Here is an 18,837-nt window from a genome sequence, read left to right on the forward strand (position 1 = left end):
TCGCAAGGCCTCCCGGTACCGATCCCACGCCTCAGGTGACAGCTCCGGCATCCCCAACTCATACATGCATACGCCCCGTTCGCCATAGATTGTCACTTCATTTTTGTGCAATGCAGTTTTCCGCGACCGGCAACCCGTTGCTGCGGCGTTGTACGTCGGGTCACCCTAAAGCTCGGCATCACAAATGCGCGATGCATGTTTCTGCAATATTGCGCTCGGGGTGACGCCGACTGCCTGTGCCGTCGACAGCACAGGCTCGTTTGAAGAGGGGAAACAACCGCCATGACGCACAAGATCAAAATCTCGTCTGCCGCGCTGGCTGCTGCCCTGCTCGTAGCGCTCGGCGCAGCAGGAGTGGCCGCCACGCACCAGGGCAACACGGTCCGGGCGGGAGACATCAACTGGAAGTCCACGACCGGAGACATCAACTGGAGCGTGGAAGCGGTCAAGGCCGGCTCCGGCGTCGCTGCAAACGACATCAACTGGTGAGATCCGGGGGTGCCGCGCAGCTCGCGGCCGCTCGGCACCCTCGCCCAGACGCGCGACCGTACGTGCACCAAACCCAGGGTCCGACAACCCGGGGAGCCGAAAAGGAACGCCACCATCGGCGGCACAGGTCCACGACATGAGGGCCGCGAGTGCAAGACAGAAGGGGCTCGGGGGAGATGGGTATCCAGCAGGCCGGCAGCGGTCGCGGCGGCAGCCGATCAGGCCGCGTCTTCGCTGTGCAGGCGGCCTTCTCCACCATCGGCCGCCGCACCGCCCGCCTCGCAGAACTGGCTAGAGCCTCCGGCCTTGACGACTCCACCGTCAGTCGCATCCTGCAGGCCGGCGTCTACGACGGTTACTTCATCCGCCCCGAGCGCGGTGTCTACGCCCTCGGACCAGGCATCGCACGGCTCGGGTTCCAGGCGTCCATGACATACGGGCACGACGGCGACGCTGCCACCAACCACCTTCGGGAGCTCCACCGCGTCACGGACAAGGGCCTGGCCTTGCTCTACATGGCCAGTCCATACGGCCTGACCCGGCAGTGCGTCGACATGGCCGTCGGTGACAGCGACCTGATGGAACTCGGCTGGGCACCCCGCGACATGCTCTCCGTCACTCGCTCCCTGCGTGTGGGTGCGCCCGGCCGGGCGATCCTGGCCTACCTTCCGCAGTTGATGCAGAAGCAGGTCTTGGCCACACCGCTCCCGGCCCGCGCCGGCCCGGGCGCTTTCCGCGATGACGACGCCCTCCAGGCATCTCTCACCGCTATCCGCGACACCGGCTACGCCGTCGGGTACGAAGAGTGCCTGCCCGGATGGCACTCGGTAGCCGCACCCATCTTCTGGGGCGACTCCGTGATGGGCGCCGTGCTGCTCCTCAAGGCCGCCGACGTGATGCCGGAACCGCCCGAGGACTACATCACGGCCACAAAGGCCGCGGCCGCCGCACTGAGCCGCTCCGACAACGCCGGCCAGGGCTCATGAACCCGATGCCGCGCGGCGCCGTCGGCCGTCACGGGACCACCCGTGCCGCGATTGCCGCCCCGTCACAGCCCGCGCTCCCAGGCCCAGATCTGAGCGGAGAGAAATCCAGTCGCGGAGTTTTTTCACACGATGGAAAAGGGGCCGACCGAGGGCACATGCCCCATGGCCCTCTGACGCCGCGTACGTAACAGTGGTCTCACTCGGCGCCCGCCTCCCTCTTGGCGGGCGCCGGTCCCGACTCCCCGGGCTCACGTCCGGGCGCATGACTCCCGGCCAGGGACGGCAGACCCCCCGGCCGGGGGAATGAAAGACGGTCCGATCCTCATTGAGGTGCGGTCGGACCATCCTGGGCCGGCCCGCTTGGGGCGTGGCCGGTCCACTTCGCCGGCACCCCAAGCCGGCGGGCGAAGGACCTTCCGGCGGGCGTGAGCTCCCGTCGGGAGTGGTCCGGCCGGTGCAACTGGGGGCTCTTCGGGGCAAATCGCACCGGCCGGGCCACCTTCGCGTTCGGGCTCGCGCCCCGATCCGCAGCCGGACCCATGGCGCGTCGCACCCCTCTGAATCCCGGGCTCGCAACCTCCAGTCCGACCCGACGCCGGTGGCCGGTGACCGTCCCCCCTCCCTGGGCGGCACCGGCCACCCGAGCGCAGACGTGCCGTTTCTCCCGGTGGAATCGTGGCGTTCGCATTCCACGCACCGGAACGCCGAGTGCACCAGATCCGGCCGCTGTTGCCGCGCCGTTCCTGACGCCAGCAGGGTGAGGATCCCAACGCCCCGCCCACCCTTCACAACCGCGGGGATCCCCTCCGACCATCGAAGGCCCCGCCGCCATGACCCTTTTGGACGCCCCTCCGGCAACTGGCCACCAGGCCCTGCAGATTGGCGGACTGCCGCACGACCCCCGCCAGGACACCGCGCACGTCCTCGACCTGGTCGACCGACTCCGCCGGGAGACTCCCCACATCTTGGGCTACCCCGGCAACAGAGCCTTCGACTTCACCGACCTCGCCCCGGCTCTCGCCGTGATCCCCAACAACGTCGGCGACCCGGCCGCGGGGGACCCGGACGACGTCACCCACACCAAGCCCTATGAGCGGGCTGTCGTCGACTTCCTCACCCGGGTCGCCCACGGCGACCCGGCCAGCACCTTCGGGTACATGACGGCCTCGAGCACCGAAGGCATGCTCTACGGCCTCCACACCGCACGCCGCCGTCTGCCCCGCGCCCCCCTGTACGCCAGCGACCAAGCCCACTTCTCCGTCCGCAAATGCGCCGACCTGCTTCGAGTCGAGCTCGTGACCATCCCCAGCCTCCCAGACGGATCCATGGACCCCGCCGCGCTGCACGCCGCATGCCGCAACCGGCGCCGCCGTGACACCGTCAGCGGCCGCCTCGCACCACGCGGCGCGATCGTGCTCGCCACCATCGGCACCACTATGACCGGCTCACTCGACAACCCTGCGGCCCTACGCAAGGCGGCTGCTGTCGCCGGTGAAGTCCACGTCCACGCCGACGCCGCCTGCGGAGGCCTCCTAGCCGAATACGCCCCGACACCTCGCCCCTGGGGCTTCGACGCCGGCAGCGACAGCCTGCAGATCAGCCTCCACAAGGTCATCGGCAGCCCTGTGCCCGCCGGAGTCGTCCTCACCCGCAGCGAACTCGTCCCCGACCAGCACGCCGGCGCGTACGTCGGCACCATCAGCGACCGCACCCTCAGCTGCTCCCGCAGTGGCCTCGCACCCCTCATCGCCTGGTCCGCGCTCCGCCGCAGCGGCGAAGCCGGGCTGTGCGCCCAAGTGCGGCGCTGCCAGGAGACCGCCGCCTACGCCGTCGAGCGGCTCGAGGCGCTCGGGTGGAATCCGTGGCGCTTCGACGAGTCGTCCATCACGGTCGTCTTCGACCGCCCGCCCCAGCGCGTCGCCGAAGGTTGGCATCTGGCCAGCGAGGGAACGCGCAGCCATCTGGTCACGGTGTCGCACGTCACCAGGCGGGCCATCGACGCGCTGTGCGAGGACCTAGCTTGTCGGGCGATCGGTGCTGTCTCCAGGACTTCGGCAGGTGTGAATGCGCCCGGTGTCGGGCCGGTGCCTCTCGGGCGCCGGGACGTATCCACCCCCGCACATAAGTGATGGAAAACCCTTTCGGCGGTGTCAGCGGCCTCTGTTAGTTTCGTGCGGCTCGTGTGATCCACAAGCTTCAAAGACTGACAGGGGAGGGCCGCTTGACTATGTTCGGAAAGACGGGTCGCCGCAGACGGACGGTGGTGTGGAGCTGCGCTGTTGCGCTGCTGGCCATGGCTGCCGGTACGGCTCATGCGGTGGACAACCTGCCGCCGAAGCAGCCGCTCGTCCAGGATCTCCAGACACAGAGCAAGGCCTGCGCCACGGGCGACGACACGCCCTACGTCTCGCAGCCGCCCAGGCTCAGTGCCGTGATGTACGACCCCGAGGAGGACAACCAGCCCATCGAATCCAGCCCGCTCTACGGCGAGTTCGAAGCATGGTGGACGGACGCGGCAGGAGTGGAGCAGCGCCGTATCTTCACCACCAGCACCTTGTCCTCGGGGTCGCGTTTCTACTGGACGATGCCGACCGACATCCCGGCGAACACGGTCGTCTCCTGGCACGTCCGCGCGAACGACACCAAGGCGACATCCGAATGGAGCGATGAGGGCGACGGCTCGGTCTGCTCGTTCGTCTACGACGACGTGAGCCCGGAGAAGGCGGCGATCAGCTCCCCCGAGTACCCCAACCCCGAGCAGGTGTTCTGGGTGGACGGGGTTGGCGTCTATGGGCACTTCACCATGGACTCGCCTTCCGACGACGTGGTGTCGTACACGTACGGCTTCTTGGGCGGCCCTTACGGCACCGTCTCCGCGGAGCGACCGGGCGCAGCTGTGACCATTCCCTATCTGCCGCTCACCACGGGGCCCAAGTCGCTGACGGTCCGCGCGATCGACCGGTCCGGCCGGAGCAGCGCGCAGTCGTCGTACGACTTCAACGTGAAGGCCGGGCGCGCCCCCGTCGCCCGCTGGAAACTGGACGACCCGGCAGGCTCCCGTTCGGCCTCCGCCGAGGCGGGCACCGCTGCACGGGCCGGCACCGGCGTGACCTTCGGCGGCCCCGCGCCCGCAGGTACCGGAGCCAGTGCCACCGTCAGCCTCGACGGCAGCGGCCACGGCTTCCTCACCCCGGACGCCCCCGCCACCGACATCAGCAAGACCTTCGCCGTCAGTGCCTGGGTGCGGCCCGCTGAAACCGGCCGGAACATGACCGTCGCCAGCCAGGACGGGGACGGCAAGCCCGCCTTCAGCCTCGGGCTGCGCAGCCAGGACCCTGGCCCTGTCTGGTCGTTCGCGATCGCGGGCGCGCGGGTGACTGGTGGCGCGCCCGAGACCGGCGAGTGGGCGCATCTGTTGGGGCTGTACGACGCGGAAACAGGCCGCGCGCAGTTGTACGTCAACGGCCAAGAGGTGGGTGCCGCGGCAGAGGCGGCTCCCGCCGCGACGGCCGGCGCGTTCCAGATCGGACGCGCCCGCGGGACTGCTGGCTACCGGGACCGGTGGCACGGTGACATCGGTGACGTACAGGTCCACGACCGGGTCGTGGTGCCAGGCGAGGTGGCCCAAATCGCGTGGCGCCTGCCGAAGCTACTCGGCCACTGGTCGCTGGAGAACGCGGCGGACGGCATGAGCCCCGAGCAGTCGGACGGCGCGCCGCTGCGGCTGGGCGCGGGAGCCTCGATCTACCGGGGCTCCGACAGCATCTGCATCCCCGACATCGACCCCGACTGCACCTACATGCCGCCGCCCCTCGTCGACAACGGGCATCTGCGCCTGGACGGCGAGACCGGGTATGCGGTCGCCGACGGGCCCGTCGTCGACACCGGGGACAGCTTCACCATCGGCGTCGTCGTCCGCCTTGCCGACGCCCGGCCCGGCCACCCGATGACCGTGCTGTCGCAGGCCGGTGAGCACACCGACGCGTTCAAGGTGCGCTACGAGCCGTCCACGTACAGCTGGCAACTGGTGATGCCGGAGAAGGACGAGGCCGGAGCCCCCGAGAAGGTCGTGTCCCAGATCACCGGTGCCGACGGCGGCGAGGGCCAGGGGCATCGTCTTGCCGTGGTCTACGACGACGGGACCGACACGATCAAACTCTTCGCCGACGGCTACACGAACGCCGAGGCGACCGCGAGCCTCCCCAACAGCTGGCACAGCGGCGGTGCCCTCCAGATCGGCCGGGCCAAGGTCGGTGACGGCTGGGGTGAGTACCTCCACGGCGACGTGGACGAGGTGCAGGCCTACTCTGGCGCGCTGCGGGACGACGACGTGCTCGGTCTGGGCTGGGGTACGGATCCCTGCCTGTGCTGATCCGTCTGTTCTGAATCCAGGGGCTTGACCTCCCGATGGCCCGCCGTAACCCCTTTTCCGGCGGGCCATCGGCTGTTGCAGGAGTCGGCATGGATGCGGTCCCGCATCGTCGGCGGCCGGTTCATCGCGTTTGAGATAACCCACGACGCCATCACCGCCACCGCGGTACTGCGCCTCTGCCCCACGACGGCCTGCTCTGTTCCCGCGAGGTGACCGTCGCGGGCGTGAAGGCCACGTAGATGGCCCGCCTCGTCTACCGCGACCGGCCGCCCGCGCCAAGGCACCGCTTGGCTGCGCCAGCAAGCCTGCGACCGGACGCCCTCCGCGTGCCCTCCCGAACCGATCCACAAGTCCTGAGCATTGCTCCGCGCTGCCGGACGAGTCTCCAGCGGGCTACTGCTTGCGTCCCCATGGCTGCCACTGCCCTCGCTCGGTATGGGCGGCCAGTGGGTGGGCGGGACCGTCAGCCTTGCGCCAGCTGGCTATTGCACCCCACATAAGAAGGCCACTGAAGACGAGGCTGCCGATCAGGCGGGGCCCATCGGTGGCCTTGGACACTGCGATGAGGCCGCCAAGAGCGTTGAAACCGAGGAACAGAGCCAGGAGGATCCACAGAACCTTTCGCATGGGGCCGGGCTGCGTCGGGTCAGGCAGTGTCGAGGCAGGCCCACGGCCCAGGGCTCTTCGCCATGCGCTGCGGGCACCGAAGCCGAGCCCGACAGTGATGGGGCCGAAGATGATCGCAGCGGGAATGACTTCAGCAGGACCGATTCGGTCACCGACGATGACAACGGCGCGGAGAATCAAGGCAGTCGGCACGACGGTGATCAGGCTGAGAGCGGCGGCGAAGACGGCCCAGGGCATGGATTTCATGGCGGCACCTTAAGAGGTCGTCTCATTTGGTGAGTCTTCGATAGCAGATGAGGGTGCAGGCGATGCTGGTGAAGGCTAGGAAGTGGTCGGCTGAGCGTTCGTAGCGGCGGTGGAGCCGGCGGCATCCGGCGAGCCAGGCCATGGTCCGTTCGATCTTCCAGCGATGCCGACCCAGGCGTGCTGATGACTCGATGCCCTTGCGGGCGATGCGGTGGGCGATGCCTCGTTGCCGTAACCATCGTCGCAGGTGAGCGTAGTCGTAGGCTTTGTCCGCGTAGAGCTTGGAGGGCTTGCGCCGGCGTGGTCCGCGGCGGGAGCGGATCGGCGGTATGCCGCGGATCAAGGGAATCAGTGCCTGGCTGTCATGCGTATTCGCTCCCGAGATCCCGATGGCGATGGGTAGACCGGAGCCTTCGGTGATCAAGTGGATCTTCGACCCTTTCTTACCCCGGTCGACAGGATTCGGGCCTGTCAGGTCCCCCCTTTCAGGGCCCTCATGTTCACCGAGTCGATCGCGCACCGGCTCCAGTCCAGCTCACCGCGTGAGCCGAGCTCGTCGAGCACCAGGCGGTGCAGCTTCGCCCACACCCGCGCCTTCGTCCACTCCGTGAACCGGCGATGCGCAGTCGCTCCCGACGGCCCGAACGACGGCGCTGGCAACTGCTGCCACGTGCAGCCCGACGTCGCTACGAACACGATGGCCGCAAGCACTTCCCGATCCCCGTGCCGTCGCCGGCCACCGCCTTGCGGCCTGGTCGGTGCAGGCGGCACCACCCGCTGGAACAAGGCCCACAACTCATCCGGCACCAGCCGCTCAACGATCCCCACGCTCGCAGACTACCGAACCAGCCAATTGAGATGACTTCTAAACCCCTGCTGGCTTGCGACGTTACCTGGTACAGGCCCACGCGGGGCGCGACGCCGGCCGCAGTCAGCAGCTTGGCGCAGCCGTGCCGGGCGTCTTGCCATCGGATCAGCCCTGTCTGCAGTTTCGGCGTCCCCGGACGCGAGCGTCGGGAGCAGGTTAGGGATCTCCTCGCCCGGGCTGTAGAAGTGCCGGAACCGCCGCCAAGGGATCTCGTCATACCTGAACCCGTCCTTGACCTCCTGCGGGATCGCGCCCAAGGCCGTCCGGATGTCGCAGTCCGTGCCGGCCCATCGTTCCGGCCAGCCAGCCCAAAAGTCATCGTTCACGATTTGCTTCCAGTCCACCGAGAGCGCTCGAACCACGGGATTCTAACGACCTGTGATCAAGGGGCGGAGCCTTCTGCGGCACTCACCGCCGTGTACGCCGGCGGGGTTCCGGACCGGCGTTCCCCTGAGACACCTGCGCCCGTGATCAGCAGGCACGAGGCGGGACGGGAAGACATGGAGGCCGCTCCCACTGACTGGCCCGGTCCAGCAGGCGTTCGCGGCGGGAGCCCCTTCCGCTGAACGAAATCAAAACCGGCAACGGATTTTAGGCAGCGGAATCGGTGATGCGCAGACATCGTCTCATTTCCTCGCGCGTCGTTTTTGAAGCCTGAAAGTGAAGTCTTTTCGGTTTCGGAGGATGAAAGCGGGAGCGATGTAAAGCACTTTGTGATTGCTGCGTCCTTGCCATTCGCGGTCCAGTGGTGGTCACGCGGTGCCGTAAGCCGGTCCTGAGCGGGACGATCCGCCGGCCGCGGCCATCGCACTCCACCTACTTCAATGCGACTGCTGCGCGCCTACCAGGGCGTAGGCGTGGCAGGGACGGGATCCACCATGAAGATCGGGCATACAGCCGCAACGGTTGCCGCCGCGGCGGCCCTCATCGTCGGGGGGACTGTAGCGCTCGCCCCGGCGGCATCGGCCGTCGGCTCCAGCGCCTGTACCTACAACCCGACGGACATCACGTTCAAGGTCAACGCCAATGGCCTGAACCTGCGGACGGGGCCGTCCACGGGCTACACGTCGGTCGGTCTGCTCTACAAGAGCGATGGCTACATCTTCAAGGTCCAGTGCTACGCCGCGAAGAACCAGTGGGCGTACGGCTACCTGACGAAGAAGAGCAAGTCGGGTCTGGCCAAGGGCCGGACCGGCTGGGTCTCCAGCCCCCTCATCACCTGGGACTCCCGCGACTTCGGCTGGCCGTACTGACGGTTCAGCCCCCGCGCGGCACCCCACCCCACTCTCCAGCCGGACGCCTGCTGCCCGCCCTCCCCTCGCCAGGAGCTCCCTGCGATGACTGTGCCTGCAACAGCTCCACTGCGCCCGGCCGCATCCACAGCGGCTGTCGGCTACGGCGTGGTGTTGCGCGCCCCGGATGTGGCGCGGCTGATGCTGGCCACGCACGTTGGGCGGCTGCCGTGTGGCATGACGCCGGTGGCGTTGCTGTTCGTGGCGGCCGCCGACGGGGCGAGTCTGGCGCAGCGGGGCATGCTCGCTGCTGCCTATGGGCTGGCAGCCGCGCTCAGTCAGCCGCTGCTCGGGCGCCTGGCCGATGTGCGGGGGCAGACGCTTCCGCTGGCCGGCGGCGCGGCGCTCTCCGCCGTCGCGCTGGCTGCGGTCGTGTTTCTGGACGCCACCCGGTGGCCCGCCGCCGTGTGTGTTGTGGTGGCGGGCGTGGCCAGCCCGCCACTGGAGTCGTGCCTGCGTGCGCTCCTGTCCACACTGCTCGACGGTCGTCCGGCGGCGCTGAAAGCCGGGTATGCGCTGGACTCCAGCGCGCAGGAAGGCGTCTACGTGGTCGGCCCGCTCGTGGCGACGGTGCTGGCGAGCACGATCTCCCCGGGTGCGGCTCTGCTCACCGTCACGGTGGTGGGCCTGGCCGGTGCCCTCGCGGTTGCCACCTCGCAGCCCTCCCGTAGCTGGCGGCCGCAGCCGCGCCGCGACAGCGACCTGTTCGGGGCCCTGCGGCCGACTGGGATGGTTGTGGTCCTGGCTGCCTACTTCTGTGTGGGTGTGGCCTTGGGCGGGCTGAACGTGGCGGCCGCGGGGTCTGCTGACCGGCACGGCGCGCTGTGGCTGACCGGAGCGCTGCCGGCGGCGCTGTCGCTGTCCGGGATCACCGGCGGCCTCATCTACGGATGCTGGGCCTGGCCCGGCAGCCGTACCACCCACCTCCACGCGCTGGCCGCCCTGTTCGCGCTGGCGTGGATCCCTCTGCTCATGGATCCCCCGCCGATTCTGGCGCTCGCCCTGATCGCCGCTCCGGGCGGGCTCTTCCTGCCGCTGCTGACGGCCGGCTACCAGGTCGTGACCGACCTGGCCGCGCCCGGCACCGTCACGGAGGTCATCGGCTGGCTGGTGTCCGCCATCAACTGCGGGCTCGCCCTGGGCACCGCGGCCGGCGGGCGCATCGGGCCCGGCTTCCAGTTGTGCGCAGCCGCGGCCCTCGCCGCCGCCCTCACGCTCCTGACCCACCGCAACCCCATCAGACCTCACCACCGGGAGACCTCCCCATGCGTGTGACCACCAAGGGCCTCACCATCGCCGCGAGCGCGGCCGTCCTCCTCGGCGGCGGCATCGCCCTCGCCCCGACCGCATCCGCCGTCGGATCCAGTGCCTGCACCACCAACATCAAGGACCAGGACGTCTGGCCCCTGACCAACGGACTGCGCCTGCGGACCGGCCCGGGAACCAGCTACACCGCGACCGGGCTGCTCTACACCTCCGACCGGCTCACCGCCCGCTGCCGCAAGGGCTCCTGGTACTACATCAGCACTGACAAGAAGACCAAGACCGGCCTCAAGGCCGGCACCTACGGCTGGGTCAGCGCCTCCTACCTCGACATCCAGATGTGCCTGCCCGAGAACGTCGAGTGCCCCTACAACCGGTGACCTCCTGACCCTCCCATGAGCCGTTGCCGCCGACCCGGGCCACCCCAACGTCCTCGTCCACGCCCGGCCCGGCGGCACCACCCACCCATCCCCCCAACGGTCCGCTGCGATGGCGATCCGCGGCAGGAGGCACGCCTTGATACCGATCCATCTCATTTTGGGCCCGACAGCCGTCGGCAAGACCGGCCGTTCCGCCGCGCTGGCACAGCGGCACGACAGCCCCGTCCTGGTACTGGACCGCGTGCAGTGCCACCCGCAGCTGGCCATCGGCTGCGGTCGCCCCACGCAAGCCGAACTGCAGGACACCGTCCGCCATTACCTGACCGAGCGGCCAGTGCACCACGGCGTGATCACCGCCGCCGACGCCGTCGACCGCCTCGTCCACCACCGCAAGATGCTCCAGGACAGCGGCGTCGACCGACTGATCCTCGAAGGCGGCTCCATCTCCATCCTCGCGGAACTCCTCACCCGCGGCGACTGGTTCGAGGACGCGACCGTTGCTGTCGAATGCTGGCTGGAGTCCAGCGCCGGCACGTACGCTGCCCGGGTCGCCGACCGCGTCGAGCAGATGCTCGGCTACGGCAACCACAGCGAACGCACGCTGGTCGACGAACTCGCCGACCTGTGGCCCCACCCGGAAGCCCGGCCCCGGCTGTACAGCATCGCCGGGTACCGCGAGGTCATTGACCTGTGCACGACCGAGGGCATCGACCCCATGCACCTGCGCGGCCTGCCCGCCCGGCTGCGCCGCGCCCAGTTCGCCACCGCCGTGACCGACGCGCACCTGGACTACGCCCGCCAGCAGCGCCGCGCTCTGGCCGATGCTCTGCCTGAGATGGCGATGCGCGGATTCGAGGTGACGTTGTGCGAGATCTGACCACCGCCTCTGCCTCGCCCGTCCTGGACACCCCGTTCGACCCCGGCCGGCCACTTCGGTTCACTGTGTTCTGTGAGTCGGCCACCGGCCGTCACCCCGCCTACGAGCACGCCGCCCGGACCATGGGCGGCCTGCTGGCCGCGGCCGGGGTCGAGATCGTCTACGGCCGCGCCCGCATCGGACTGATGGGGGCGCTCGCGGAGACCGCCCTGGCCTCCGGCGGCCGCGTCACGGGTGTCCTGCCGCAGGTCCTCAACCGCGCGGACATCGTCCACCCCGGCCTGACGCATCTGGAGATCGTGGCCGACATGCCCGACCGCAAGGCCCGGCTGTGCCAGTTAGCCGACGCATTTCTGGTCCTGCCCGGCGGGCTCGGCACGCTGGAGGAACTCGCCGAGATGTGGTCCTGGGCTCAACTGGGCCTGCACACCAAACCGATCGCGCTGCTCAACACCGCGAACTTCTTCAGCCCGTTGCTGACCTTCCTGACCAGCGCTCAGCAGGCGGGGTTCCTCGCGGCCCGCGACCGCGACCGCGACCTGGTGGTCGTCGATGCCGAACCTGCCCGGCTGACGACAGAAGTCCTCGCCCACCTGACACCCGCCGAGGTCAAGCCATGCTGACCACCACCGCCCGCGCAGCTGCAGCACCGGTTGTCCACGATGCGCCGCCCGTCGCCGCCAGAAGGCTGCTGTCCGGCTACTTCGCCGGGCTCGGAGCGCTGATGGCGATCTGGGGCGCGAGGATGCCCGCCGTCCAGGCCGCAGCCCACCTGACCGCGGGCCGACTATCCCTGATGCTGCTCGCGGCCGCCGCCGGAATGGTCGCGGGCCTCTATGCTGGCGGCCGGATTGCCCAGCGGCACGGCCCCGCCGCGCTGCTGACCGCACCGGCCGTGGCGCTCGCCGCTGCGCTGGCTGCCCTCGGCGCCTGCCGCACCCTGCCCACGCTCCTGGTGGCCGCGCTCGCCTTCGGCCTGGCTCACGGGCTCCTCGACGTCGGCGCCAACGTCGCCGCCGTCCGCTGCCAAGACGCCTACGGCCGCAGCATCATGTCGTCCCTGCACGCCAATTTCAGCATCGGCGCGCTCCTGGGCGCGGCCGCAGCCGCCACCACCGCCTACACCGGCCACAGCCGGGTTTTCCTGATCGCGGGCTTCGCGGCGGCCGCCGCGGCTCTGCTCACCGCACCAGCCGTCCGCAGCATCACGACCCTCCCCACGAACCAGCCGGACAGCTCGGGCAGCTCCGCGTCGGAGCTCGCCGCCCCGGGCCGTGGTCGGGCCGGGCTGTGGCTGCTAGGAGCGCTGGCCGCAGCCTGCCTGCTGGGCGAAGGAGCGGCCGCCGACTGGTCCGCGGTCCACCTCCACGGACTGCACGCCACCGCCACGGTGTCCGCATCGGCATACGCGGTCTACAGCGCAGCCATGGCCACCGGCCGCCTCGCAGGCGACCGCCTCACCACCCGCTACGGCGCAACCGCCCTGGTCCGAGCTGGCGCGCTCCTCGCCACCGCCGGCCTCGGTACCGGACTTCTGGTCGGAACCGCCTGGTCGGCCCTCGTGGGCTGGGCCGCGCTGGGGCTGGGCCTGTCCACCACAGTGCCCGCCCTGATCACCGCCTCCGGGCGGCACGGCCCCCGGGCTGTCGCCGCCGTCACCGCCACCGGATACATCGGCCTGCTCGCCGGGCCCGCCGCCATCGGCGCCCTCGCCTCCCTCACCGGCAACCTGCCGGTCGCTCTCGCCCTGCCCGTCCTGCTCGCGGCCACCGTTGCCGCAGCCTCCCGACATGCCCTGGAGTCCCCCCGATGACCCTTCGTCCCCCGGCCAACGCATTGCAGGCCGTGATCCTCGATTACAACGGCGTGGTCGGCGTGCAGCCACCAGCCGAAGCCTGGCAGCACCTCGCCCACCTTGCCGGATGGCCCGCCGACCGCATCCCTCAGTTTCAGCAGGCATTCTGGGCGCGCCGCGACGGCTACGACGCCGGCGTCATCACCAACGCCCAGTTCTGGAGCAGCGGCCTGGTGCTGCGCACCGACCGCACCTTCGGCAACCTGTTGCCTGACCTCATCGCCACCGACGTCGCCATGTGGATCACCGTCGACCCCGCCGTCGTGCACCTGCTGCGCGCCGCGCACCGGGCCGGAGCGCGTCTGACACTCCTCAGCAACGCGCCACACGTCGTCGCGGACGCGATCGACGTCGCCGAGTGGTCCTGCAGCCTGATGTCCCGCACCGTCTACAGCGCCCGCATCGGCATCAACAAACCGCACGCCAAGGCATATGAGGCCGCGCTCGCCGCCGCGGGATGGCCCGAGCCGGAGAAGACGCTGTTCATCGACGATCGCATCGAGAACTGCGAGGCCGCCGCCCGGCTCGGGATGCGCACGCTGCACTACACCGGCAACCTCGCCGAACTCGCCCACCACCTGCCGCAGCTGCACCCCGCCCCGGCCGTGGTCCGCCCTGCCGGCGCCGCATCGTCGGTGGCCGCCTGACCACAGCGCATCCGCCCACAGACGAGCCGGGCGCGAGCAGGGCCCCTACCTTGGTCGCGCCCGGCTCATTGGCGTCGTACGAACGCCGAATCGACGTCGTTACCACCACCAGGGCATACGCGGCCCCGGATGCGACATTCCCAGATCGTTCTGAGCCTCCAGGCCGCACATCGTCGGCGTACGGAGCGACGCGGCGCGATCGAGCACCGCGGCCGGGACCGCGGCCAGCACCTCGGGTTGGGTCCGCTCGGTGGGAGCGTCCGAGGGCTGGGCGGGCCTGGCGGTGGGTACGGCGGACTGCTGGGCAGCCACCGGTGCGCGGTCCGAAGGCCAGGGGAGGAGGGAGAAGTTGGCAGTCACGACGATTCCTTCTGTACGAGGTCAGTGCGCGCAGGCGCTGCGGCGCAGGGCACGGGAGAGCGGGAGGCAGGCCACGACACCCAGCAGGGCGCAGCCACCCAGGAGCGCGGCAACCAGTGCCCGGCCGCACGCGCTGAGAGCGATGGCGATACCCAGCGGTGGCAGGGACGCGACCGCCGAGGAGGCGGAGATGACGGCCTGGTAGCGGCCGACGGCGCCGTCCGGCGCCGCGGTGGATAGGTACGCGCCGACGGCGATGCTGTAGGCGATCTCGCCGGGGGCGAGGGCGGCGCACGCGATCGAGTAGCCGAGCGTGGTGTGCTGGTAGGCGGCGAAGCCGATGCCCGCGCCGAGGACGGCTGTCCCGGCCGCCAGCACAGCGACGGGGGAGAAGCGCAGCAGGTCGCCGCGGCCGATGAGGAGTCTGGTCATGGGCGGGGTGAGGACCAGGACAGCGACGGTGTTGGCGATCATCGCGGTGCCGTACGCGGTGGGCGGAAGCCCGTCGGCGGTCATCAGCAGCGGTAGGACCGACACCATGCCCCATGCGCACGCCATCGCTGCCGTCGAGACCAGCGCGATCCACCGCAGGTCGGGGTCGGCGAGGACCTGGCGGAAGGTGACATCCTTCCCCGGGCCGCCTGGTGTGGCCCGGCGGGCAGTCAGCAGGCGCAGGGCCAGCAATGCGAAGGCCAGGCATCCGGCACCGTTGGCGATGAACAACGGCTTGCAGCCGTAGTGGTGGGCCAGGTAGCCGCCGAGCCCGCCGCAGATGGCGATCCCGACGTTGATCGTCCAGTACAGCGCGGTCTGGGCCCGGGCCCGGGCGCCGCCGGAGGCGATGTGTTCGTTGATCGACGCCGAGACCGCCGGACGGTAGGTCTCCATCGTCAGCCCGAGACACACGGACACGATCAGCAGGCCGGGCAGCGACGCCACCAGGGTCAGCGCGGCGCAGGAGATGGCGGCGAACGTCATCATGAGCACCAGCGCGGTGCGCTGGCCGGCACGGTCGGTGAGCTGGCCGGAGATGGCCTGGCCGAGGCACCAGCCGACGCCGAAAAGGGTCATGGACGCCCCCGCGGCGGTAGTGCCGTGCGTGACGGACACGTAGTAGCCCAGGAAGTCCCAGGCGAAGCCGCCCGCTTTCACGACCAGCGAGGCGGCGATCAGCGCCCAGACCACGGAGCGGCCCGTCCGTGCGGGCGCTGCGTGGCGGGTGAGGGGTGCATCAGTGGTGGCCACGAGCCGGTCCCCTTGCAGATCACGGATGGGTGCGGGCAAGACAGAAGGCGGCCGCGAAGTGCGGCCGCCTTCTGACCGGGGGGCGACGCTCAGTTGGGGCGGACGGCCCGGTTCGGACGGGCGGAGCGGTTGGGGCGCGCGGAGCGGTTCGGACGCATGGTTCCTCCGGTGTCTGAGGCCCCCGGACGTGAGGACGACCATCACGCTAGGAACAGCACGCCAGGCAAGGAACCGCGAAGTCCGCCAGGCCGTCTGGGCGTCCAGTGAGCGGAACATCAGGGCCGGGCATTTCGCCTACTGGAACCGCCGTGAGCCCGGCCCATGGGGCGGGTCGCGCCGAAGCCAGTGTGTGCCCGCTGCTCAGGTTAGGCGTGTGCCGCTTGCCATGCCGTCGCCCGCGCATCGAGTGCGGCAGCCACACGACACCACGTTGGCGGAAGGTTGACAGGTGCGAGCGGATGTCGGCGACTGCTTCCCTGATGTGTGCGGACGCGATGCCAGCCATGTTCAGGCGACTGACGCGAGCCGACTGTGGGCCTCGTCGACGAAGGCGGTCACCTCGCGGTGGCTGGTGCGGTGAGCTTCCAGGCGGGGCAACAGGCTGGTGACCAGGCCTCGGCAGCGGGCCGCTCCGGTGTTCAGGGCGGTGTCGAGGGCGTGGCGGGCGTGGGAGACGGCGGCGTCGAGATCGTGGTCGGCCAGGGCACCTTCGGCCTGGTAGGTCTGGAAGACCGCGCGGGTCCGTGCCCGCGCCGGGTCGAGCTGGCGCAGGCCGCTTTCGAGCGCGTCCGCTGCACGCTGTGGTTTGCCCAGGTCGAGCAGGGCCCGCCCGGCGTCGACCGCGAGGTCTGCCGGTGACATCCAGGCGATCCACGGCGGTGTCGTGCCCGGCGCTGCATGGTCCAGTTCGGATTCGGCAGCAGCCAGGGCTCGTTGACATCTGGTGGGGTCGGCAAGGGCGGCGAGGGCGCGGGCGCGGCGCAGGTCGAGCAGGGATCGTGCGGCGGGGGAGTGGGTGCGACGGCGGGCATGGTCGAGGATTTCGACGGCCTGAGCGGGCTGGTGGAGCCAGGTCGCTTGGTAGGCCAGGTCGCTCAGCACCGCAGCACCGAGGTCTCGGTCGTCGGCGACGTGGGCGGCGTGCAGCGCCATGTGCCACAGCCGCTGCGCGGCGCCGTGGCTGGCCTGGTCGAAGCGCAGCCAGCCGGAGGTGAGGGCGAGTTGCGCGGCGGCCGCATGCAGGCGGGTGCCGGCGGTCTCGGTGTAGGTTGCCCGGTCGATCAGGTCGATGGCCGTGTCGAGGTGCGCGTCGACCACCGTGCGCAGCTGCTCGCCGCTGACGGCTGTCAGGGCTCGCAGATCCGCGCAGCGCTGTTCCAGCCAGACCACCAGTTGGCCGTCGACGCGCTGGCCGCCCAAGGCTGATGTGAGACGGCCGGGTTCGGTGGCTGCCCACTGCTGGGCAACGCCGGCGACGGCTGCCGCGGTCATCACGAGGAAGGCTCGGCGGTCGGTGCGGGCCACGGTGGCCTCCCTCAGGGCGATGCGGCTGTCGGCGGGGGTGAAGGACAAGGTCTGGCTGTAGGCGGGCAGCCAGCCTGGCCAGCCCAGGGCGTGCACGTCGGCTTCGGGAACCTGCAGCACCTGAGCAAGCTGCAGCTGCGAGGGGAGTGACGGGGTGACGCCGTGTTCCATTTGCAGATCCGGTTACGGTCCGCCCCTGAGCGCAGGCCTGAGTGGGCCGCGACGCGCTGAACCTGGCGGGCGAGGTCGTCCTGCGACCAGTGGTGCTCGCGCCGCACCCACGTCAGTGGATGCAGGATCCCGGTCTCCACAACAGCACCCCGGCTCAACGGTTCGATGGGCATCCCTCACGCTGCCGTAGGCGCCCGCAGGCGAGCAAGTCCCTTCCCCGGGCGGGCACACACCGGGCACACACTCATCCTCTTCGCCCTAGCCGGTCGAACTGGTGATCTGATCGCGTACCGCGCTGTCCCTCGCGGCGGCGCCCTCGTTCACCTCACGAGGAGGATCCGTGTCCCACCCCCTGCACAGGGCGCCAGAGCTGGACGGCGCCCGCGTTCTAGTGACCGGCGGCGCAGGCCTGGTTGGCAGCCGCATCGTGCGCGACCTTGCGGCCGCCGGCGCCCACCCCACCGTCGTCTGCACCCTCAACGCCTACCCGGCCGCCGTCTACCGGGACCAGTTCGGCATCGACGTAGCCGGCCCGCAGGTCGTCACCGGCGACATCCGCGACCGTGACCTGATGGACCGCCTGGCCGGGCAGGCCGACTACATCGTCCACGCCGCCGCCCTGGCCGACGTCGCCGCCTGCACCCGCACCCCGCACGCTGCGATCGACACCAACGTCACCGGCACCCAGGTCGTCCTCGACGCCGCGGCGGCCAGCAGCAGGACACGGCGCCTGCTGTTTGTCTCCTCCGCATCCGTCTACGGCAACGGCAACTCCTCCGACCAGACGCCGCCCACCGACGAGACGCGCACCATGTGCCAGCTCCTCGAAACCGTCTACGGCCGCACCCCGGTCCGCTTCGACGAGGACACCCCGCTGCGGCCCCTGTCCGTCTACGGCAACACCAAACCCTGGGGCGAGACCCAGACCGCTCTCACGCTGGACGCGGCCGACACCTCATTCACCGTGCTCCGGTACTTCTCCGTCTACGGCGAACCCCAGGTCATCAAACCCGGATCGCACTCGTGGGTCGTGGCCTGGTTCGCCGCCCGCGCCGCGGTCGGCCTCCCGCTGCACCTCAACGGCGGCGGCCACCAGGTCCGCGACCTGGTCCACGTCGACGACATCGCCGAAGCGACCTGCCGCGTCCTGACCGCACCGCGCGCTCACCGGCAGACCCTCAACGTCGGCACCGGTACTCCCACCAGCATCCGCCAGGTCGCCGACCTGATTGCCTACCGCTACCCGGGAACCCGCACCGAATCCAGCCCCCTGCCCCCCGGAGACCCCCTCGGCGGCTACGCCGGCACCACCCGCCTGCACGACACACTCGGCTGGAAGCCCGGCATCACGATCTGCGATGGCATCGAGCGCTACACCGCCTGGCTCGCCCGCCACCCCACCGCGATCCCCGACTGGCTCCGGACCGAAGCCACCACCGCCACGTAGCCGCGTCAGGGTCTGATGCACGATCGGGTGACATCTGAACTGGCTTGCCCTGTGGGGCGGGTGGGAAGGATGTCGCTGTGCCCAAGCCCTATCGGGACTGTAAAAAGAACGGTGTAACTCCCGATCAAGGAAGAACACCTGATGAGCGACGTGACTGCCTCTGTCGAGGCGGTTGAAGAGGTTCGGCC

General features: G+C 70.0%; 17 protein-coding genes and 1 pseudogene. 12 read left to right on the top strand and 6 right to left on the bottom strand.

Going from position 1 to position 18,837, the window contains the following annotated elements:
* Positions 1 to 282: 282 nt before the first annotated feature.
* From ACFW3D_RS37465 to ACFW3D_RS37480, 4 genes are all read left to right on the top strand, one after another.
* Positions 283 to 489 carry a hypothetical protein gene (locus ACFW3D_RS37465; protein WP_500512315.1) on the top strand — a complete coding sequence of 69 codons (207 nt, stop codon included), beginning with the start codon at positions 283 to 285 and terminating at the stop codon, positions 487 to 489.
* Between the two features lie 176 nt (positions 490 to 665).
* A complete protein-coding gene (locus tag ACFW3D_RS37470; RefSeq protein ID WP_500512317.1) occupies positions 666 to 1,475 on the top strand; it encodes an IclR family transcriptional regulator in 810 nt (269 codons plus the stop codon).
* An 830-nt stretch (positions 1,476 to 2,305) separates the two neighbouring features.
* Positions 2,306 to 3,604 carry a pyridoxal-dependent decarboxylase gene (locus tag ACFW3D_RS37475; RefSeq protein WP_500512319.1) on the top strand — a complete coding sequence of 433 codons (1,299 nt, stop codon included), beginning with the start codon at positions 2,306 to 2,308 and terminating at the stop codon, positions 3,602 to 3,604.
* A 98-nt stretch (positions 3,605 to 3,702) separates the two neighbouring features.
* Entirely contained in the window at positions 3,703 to 5,847 is a 2,145-nt protein-coding gene (locus ACFW3D_RS37480; protein ID WP_500512344.1) for a LamG domain-containing protein, read from the top strand.
* Between the two features lie 393 nt (positions 5,848 to 6,240).
* Here the strand turns inward: ACFW3D_RS37480 and ACFW3D_RS37485 are convergent, their stop codons facing one another.
* Both ACFW3D_RS37485 and ACFW3D_RS37490 read right to left on the bottom strand, forming a co-directional pair.
* Complete coding sequence (locus tag ACFW3D_RS37485) at positions 6,241 to 6,720, bottom strand: hypothetical protein (protein WP_500512321.1); 480 nt, start codon at positions 6,718 to 6,720, stop codon at positions 6,241 to 6,243.
* 22 nt (positions 6,721 to 6,742) lie between these two features.
* A protein-coding gene (locus ACFW3D_RS37490) for an IS5 family transposase (protein WP_500509409.1) occupies positions 6,743 to 7,542 on the bottom strand; the annotation gives its coding sequence in 2 pieces (ribosomal slippage) (positions 6,743 to 7,201 and positions 7,204 to 7,542; 798 coding nt in all).
* Positions 7,543 to 8,466: 924 nt separating this feature from the next.
* On the opposite strand from ACFW3D_RS37490, the gene ACFW3D_RS37495 reads away from it, so the two are divergent.
* From ACFW3D_RS37495 to ACFW3D_RS37525, 7 genes are all read left to right on the top strand, one after another.
* Positions 8,467 to 8,841: an SH3 domain-containing protein gene (locus ACFW3D_RS37495; protein WP_500512323.1), complete on the top strand. Its 375-nt coding sequence runs from the start codon at positions 8,467 to 8,469 to the stop codon at positions 8,839 to 8,841.
* Positions 8,842 to 8,925: 84 nt separating this feature from the next.
* Positions 8,926 to 10,155 (top strand): MFS transporter, encoded by a 1,230-nt coding sequence (locus tag ACFW3D_RS37500; protein WP_500512325.1) that lies wholly within the window; start codon positions 8,926 to 8,928, stop codon positions 10,153 to 10,155.
* Positions 10,146 to 10,523 (top strand): SH3 domain-containing protein, encoded by a 378-nt coding sequence (locus tag ACFW3D_RS37505; RefSeq protein WP_500512327.1) that lies wholly within the window; start codon positions 10,146 to 10,148, stop codon positions 10,521 to 10,523. Before ACFW3D_RS37500 ends, ACFW3D_RS37505 begins: the two co-directional genes overlap by 10 nt.
* Positions 10,524 to 10,680: 157 nt before the next feature.
* Entirely contained in the window at positions 10,681 to 11,400 is a 720-nt protein-coding gene (locus tag ACFW3D_RS37510; protein ID WP_500512329.1) for an isopentenyl transferase family protein, read from the top strand.
* Positions 11,388 to 12,023 carry an LOG family protein gene (locus ACFW3D_RS37515; RefSeq protein ID WP_500512330.1) on the top strand — a complete coding sequence of 212 codons (636 nt, stop codon included), beginning with the start codon at positions 11,388 to 11,390 and terminating at the stop codon, positions 12,021 to 12,023. The genes ACFW3D_RS37510 and ACFW3D_RS37515 overlap by 13 nt, the downstream gene beginning before the upstream one ends.
* Positions 12,017 to 13,213, top strand: coding sequence for an MFS transporter (locus ACFW3D_RS37520; protein ID WP_500512332.1), 1,197 nt, complete (start codon positions 12,017 to 12,019; stop codon positions 13,211 to 13,213). Before ACFW3D_RS37515 ends, ACFW3D_RS37520 begins: the two co-directional genes overlap by 7 nt.
* On the top strand, positions 13,210 to 13,902 hold the full coding sequence (locus ACFW3D_RS37525) for an HAD-IA family hydrolase (protein ID WP_500512334.1): 693 nt from the start codon (positions 13,210 to 13,212) through the stop codon (positions 13,900 to 13,902). The genes ACFW3D_RS37520 and ACFW3D_RS37525 overlap by 4 nt, the downstream gene beginning before the upstream one ends.
* Positions 13,903 to 14,001: 99 nt before the next feature.
* Here ACFW3D_RS37525 and ACFW3D_RS37530 read toward each other — a convergent pair whose 3' ends face one another.
* The 4 genes and pseudogenes from ACFW3D_RS37530 to ACFW3D_RS37545 all read right to left on the bottom strand — a co-directional run.
* The gene (locus ACFW3D_RS37530; RefSeq protein ID WP_500512336.1) at positions 14,002 to 14,262 is read right to left on the bottom strand and encodes a hypothetical protein; all 261 of its coding nucleotides are present in this window, start codon (positions 14,260 to 14,262) and stop codon (positions 14,002 to 14,004) included.
* A gap of 21 nt (positions 14,263 to 14,283) precedes the next feature.
* Positions 14,284 to 15,507, bottom strand: coding sequence for an MFS transporter (locus tag ACFW3D_RS37535; protein WP_500512338.1), 1,224 nt, complete (start codon positions 15,505 to 15,507; stop codon positions 14,284 to 14,286).
* Positions 15,508 to 16,014: 507 nt separating this feature from the next.
* A complete protein-coding gene (locus tag ACFW3D_RS37540) occupies positions 16,015 to 17,202 on the bottom strand; it encodes an NsdA family TPR-like regulatory protein (RefSeq protein ID WP_500512340.1) in 1,188 nt (395 codons plus the stop codon).
* A gap of 41 nt (positions 17,203 to 17,243) precedes the next feature.
* Positions 17,244 to 17,375, bottom strand: a pseudogene (locus ACFW3D_RS37545) (hypothetical protein); the annotation flags it as partial.
* Between the two features lie 167 nt (positions 17,376 to 17,542).
* On the opposite strand from ACFW3D_RS37545, the gene ACFW3D_RS37550 reads away from it, so the two are divergent.
* Positions 17,543 to 18,649 carry an NAD-dependent epimerase/dehydratase family protein gene (locus ACFW3D_RS37550; RefSeq protein WP_500512342.1) on the top strand — a complete coding sequence of 369 codons (1,107 nt, stop codon included), beginning with the start codon at positions 17,543 to 17,545 and terminating at the stop codon, positions 18,647 to 18,649.
* The last annotated feature ends 188 nt before the right edge of the window (positions 18,650 to 18,837 follow it).

This window comes from Streptomyces sp. NPDC058864 (assembly GCF_042742985.1).
In the GTDB taxonomy this organism is placed as follows: Bacteria; Actinomycetota; Actinomycetes; order Streptomycetales; family Streptomycetaceae; genus Actinacidiphila.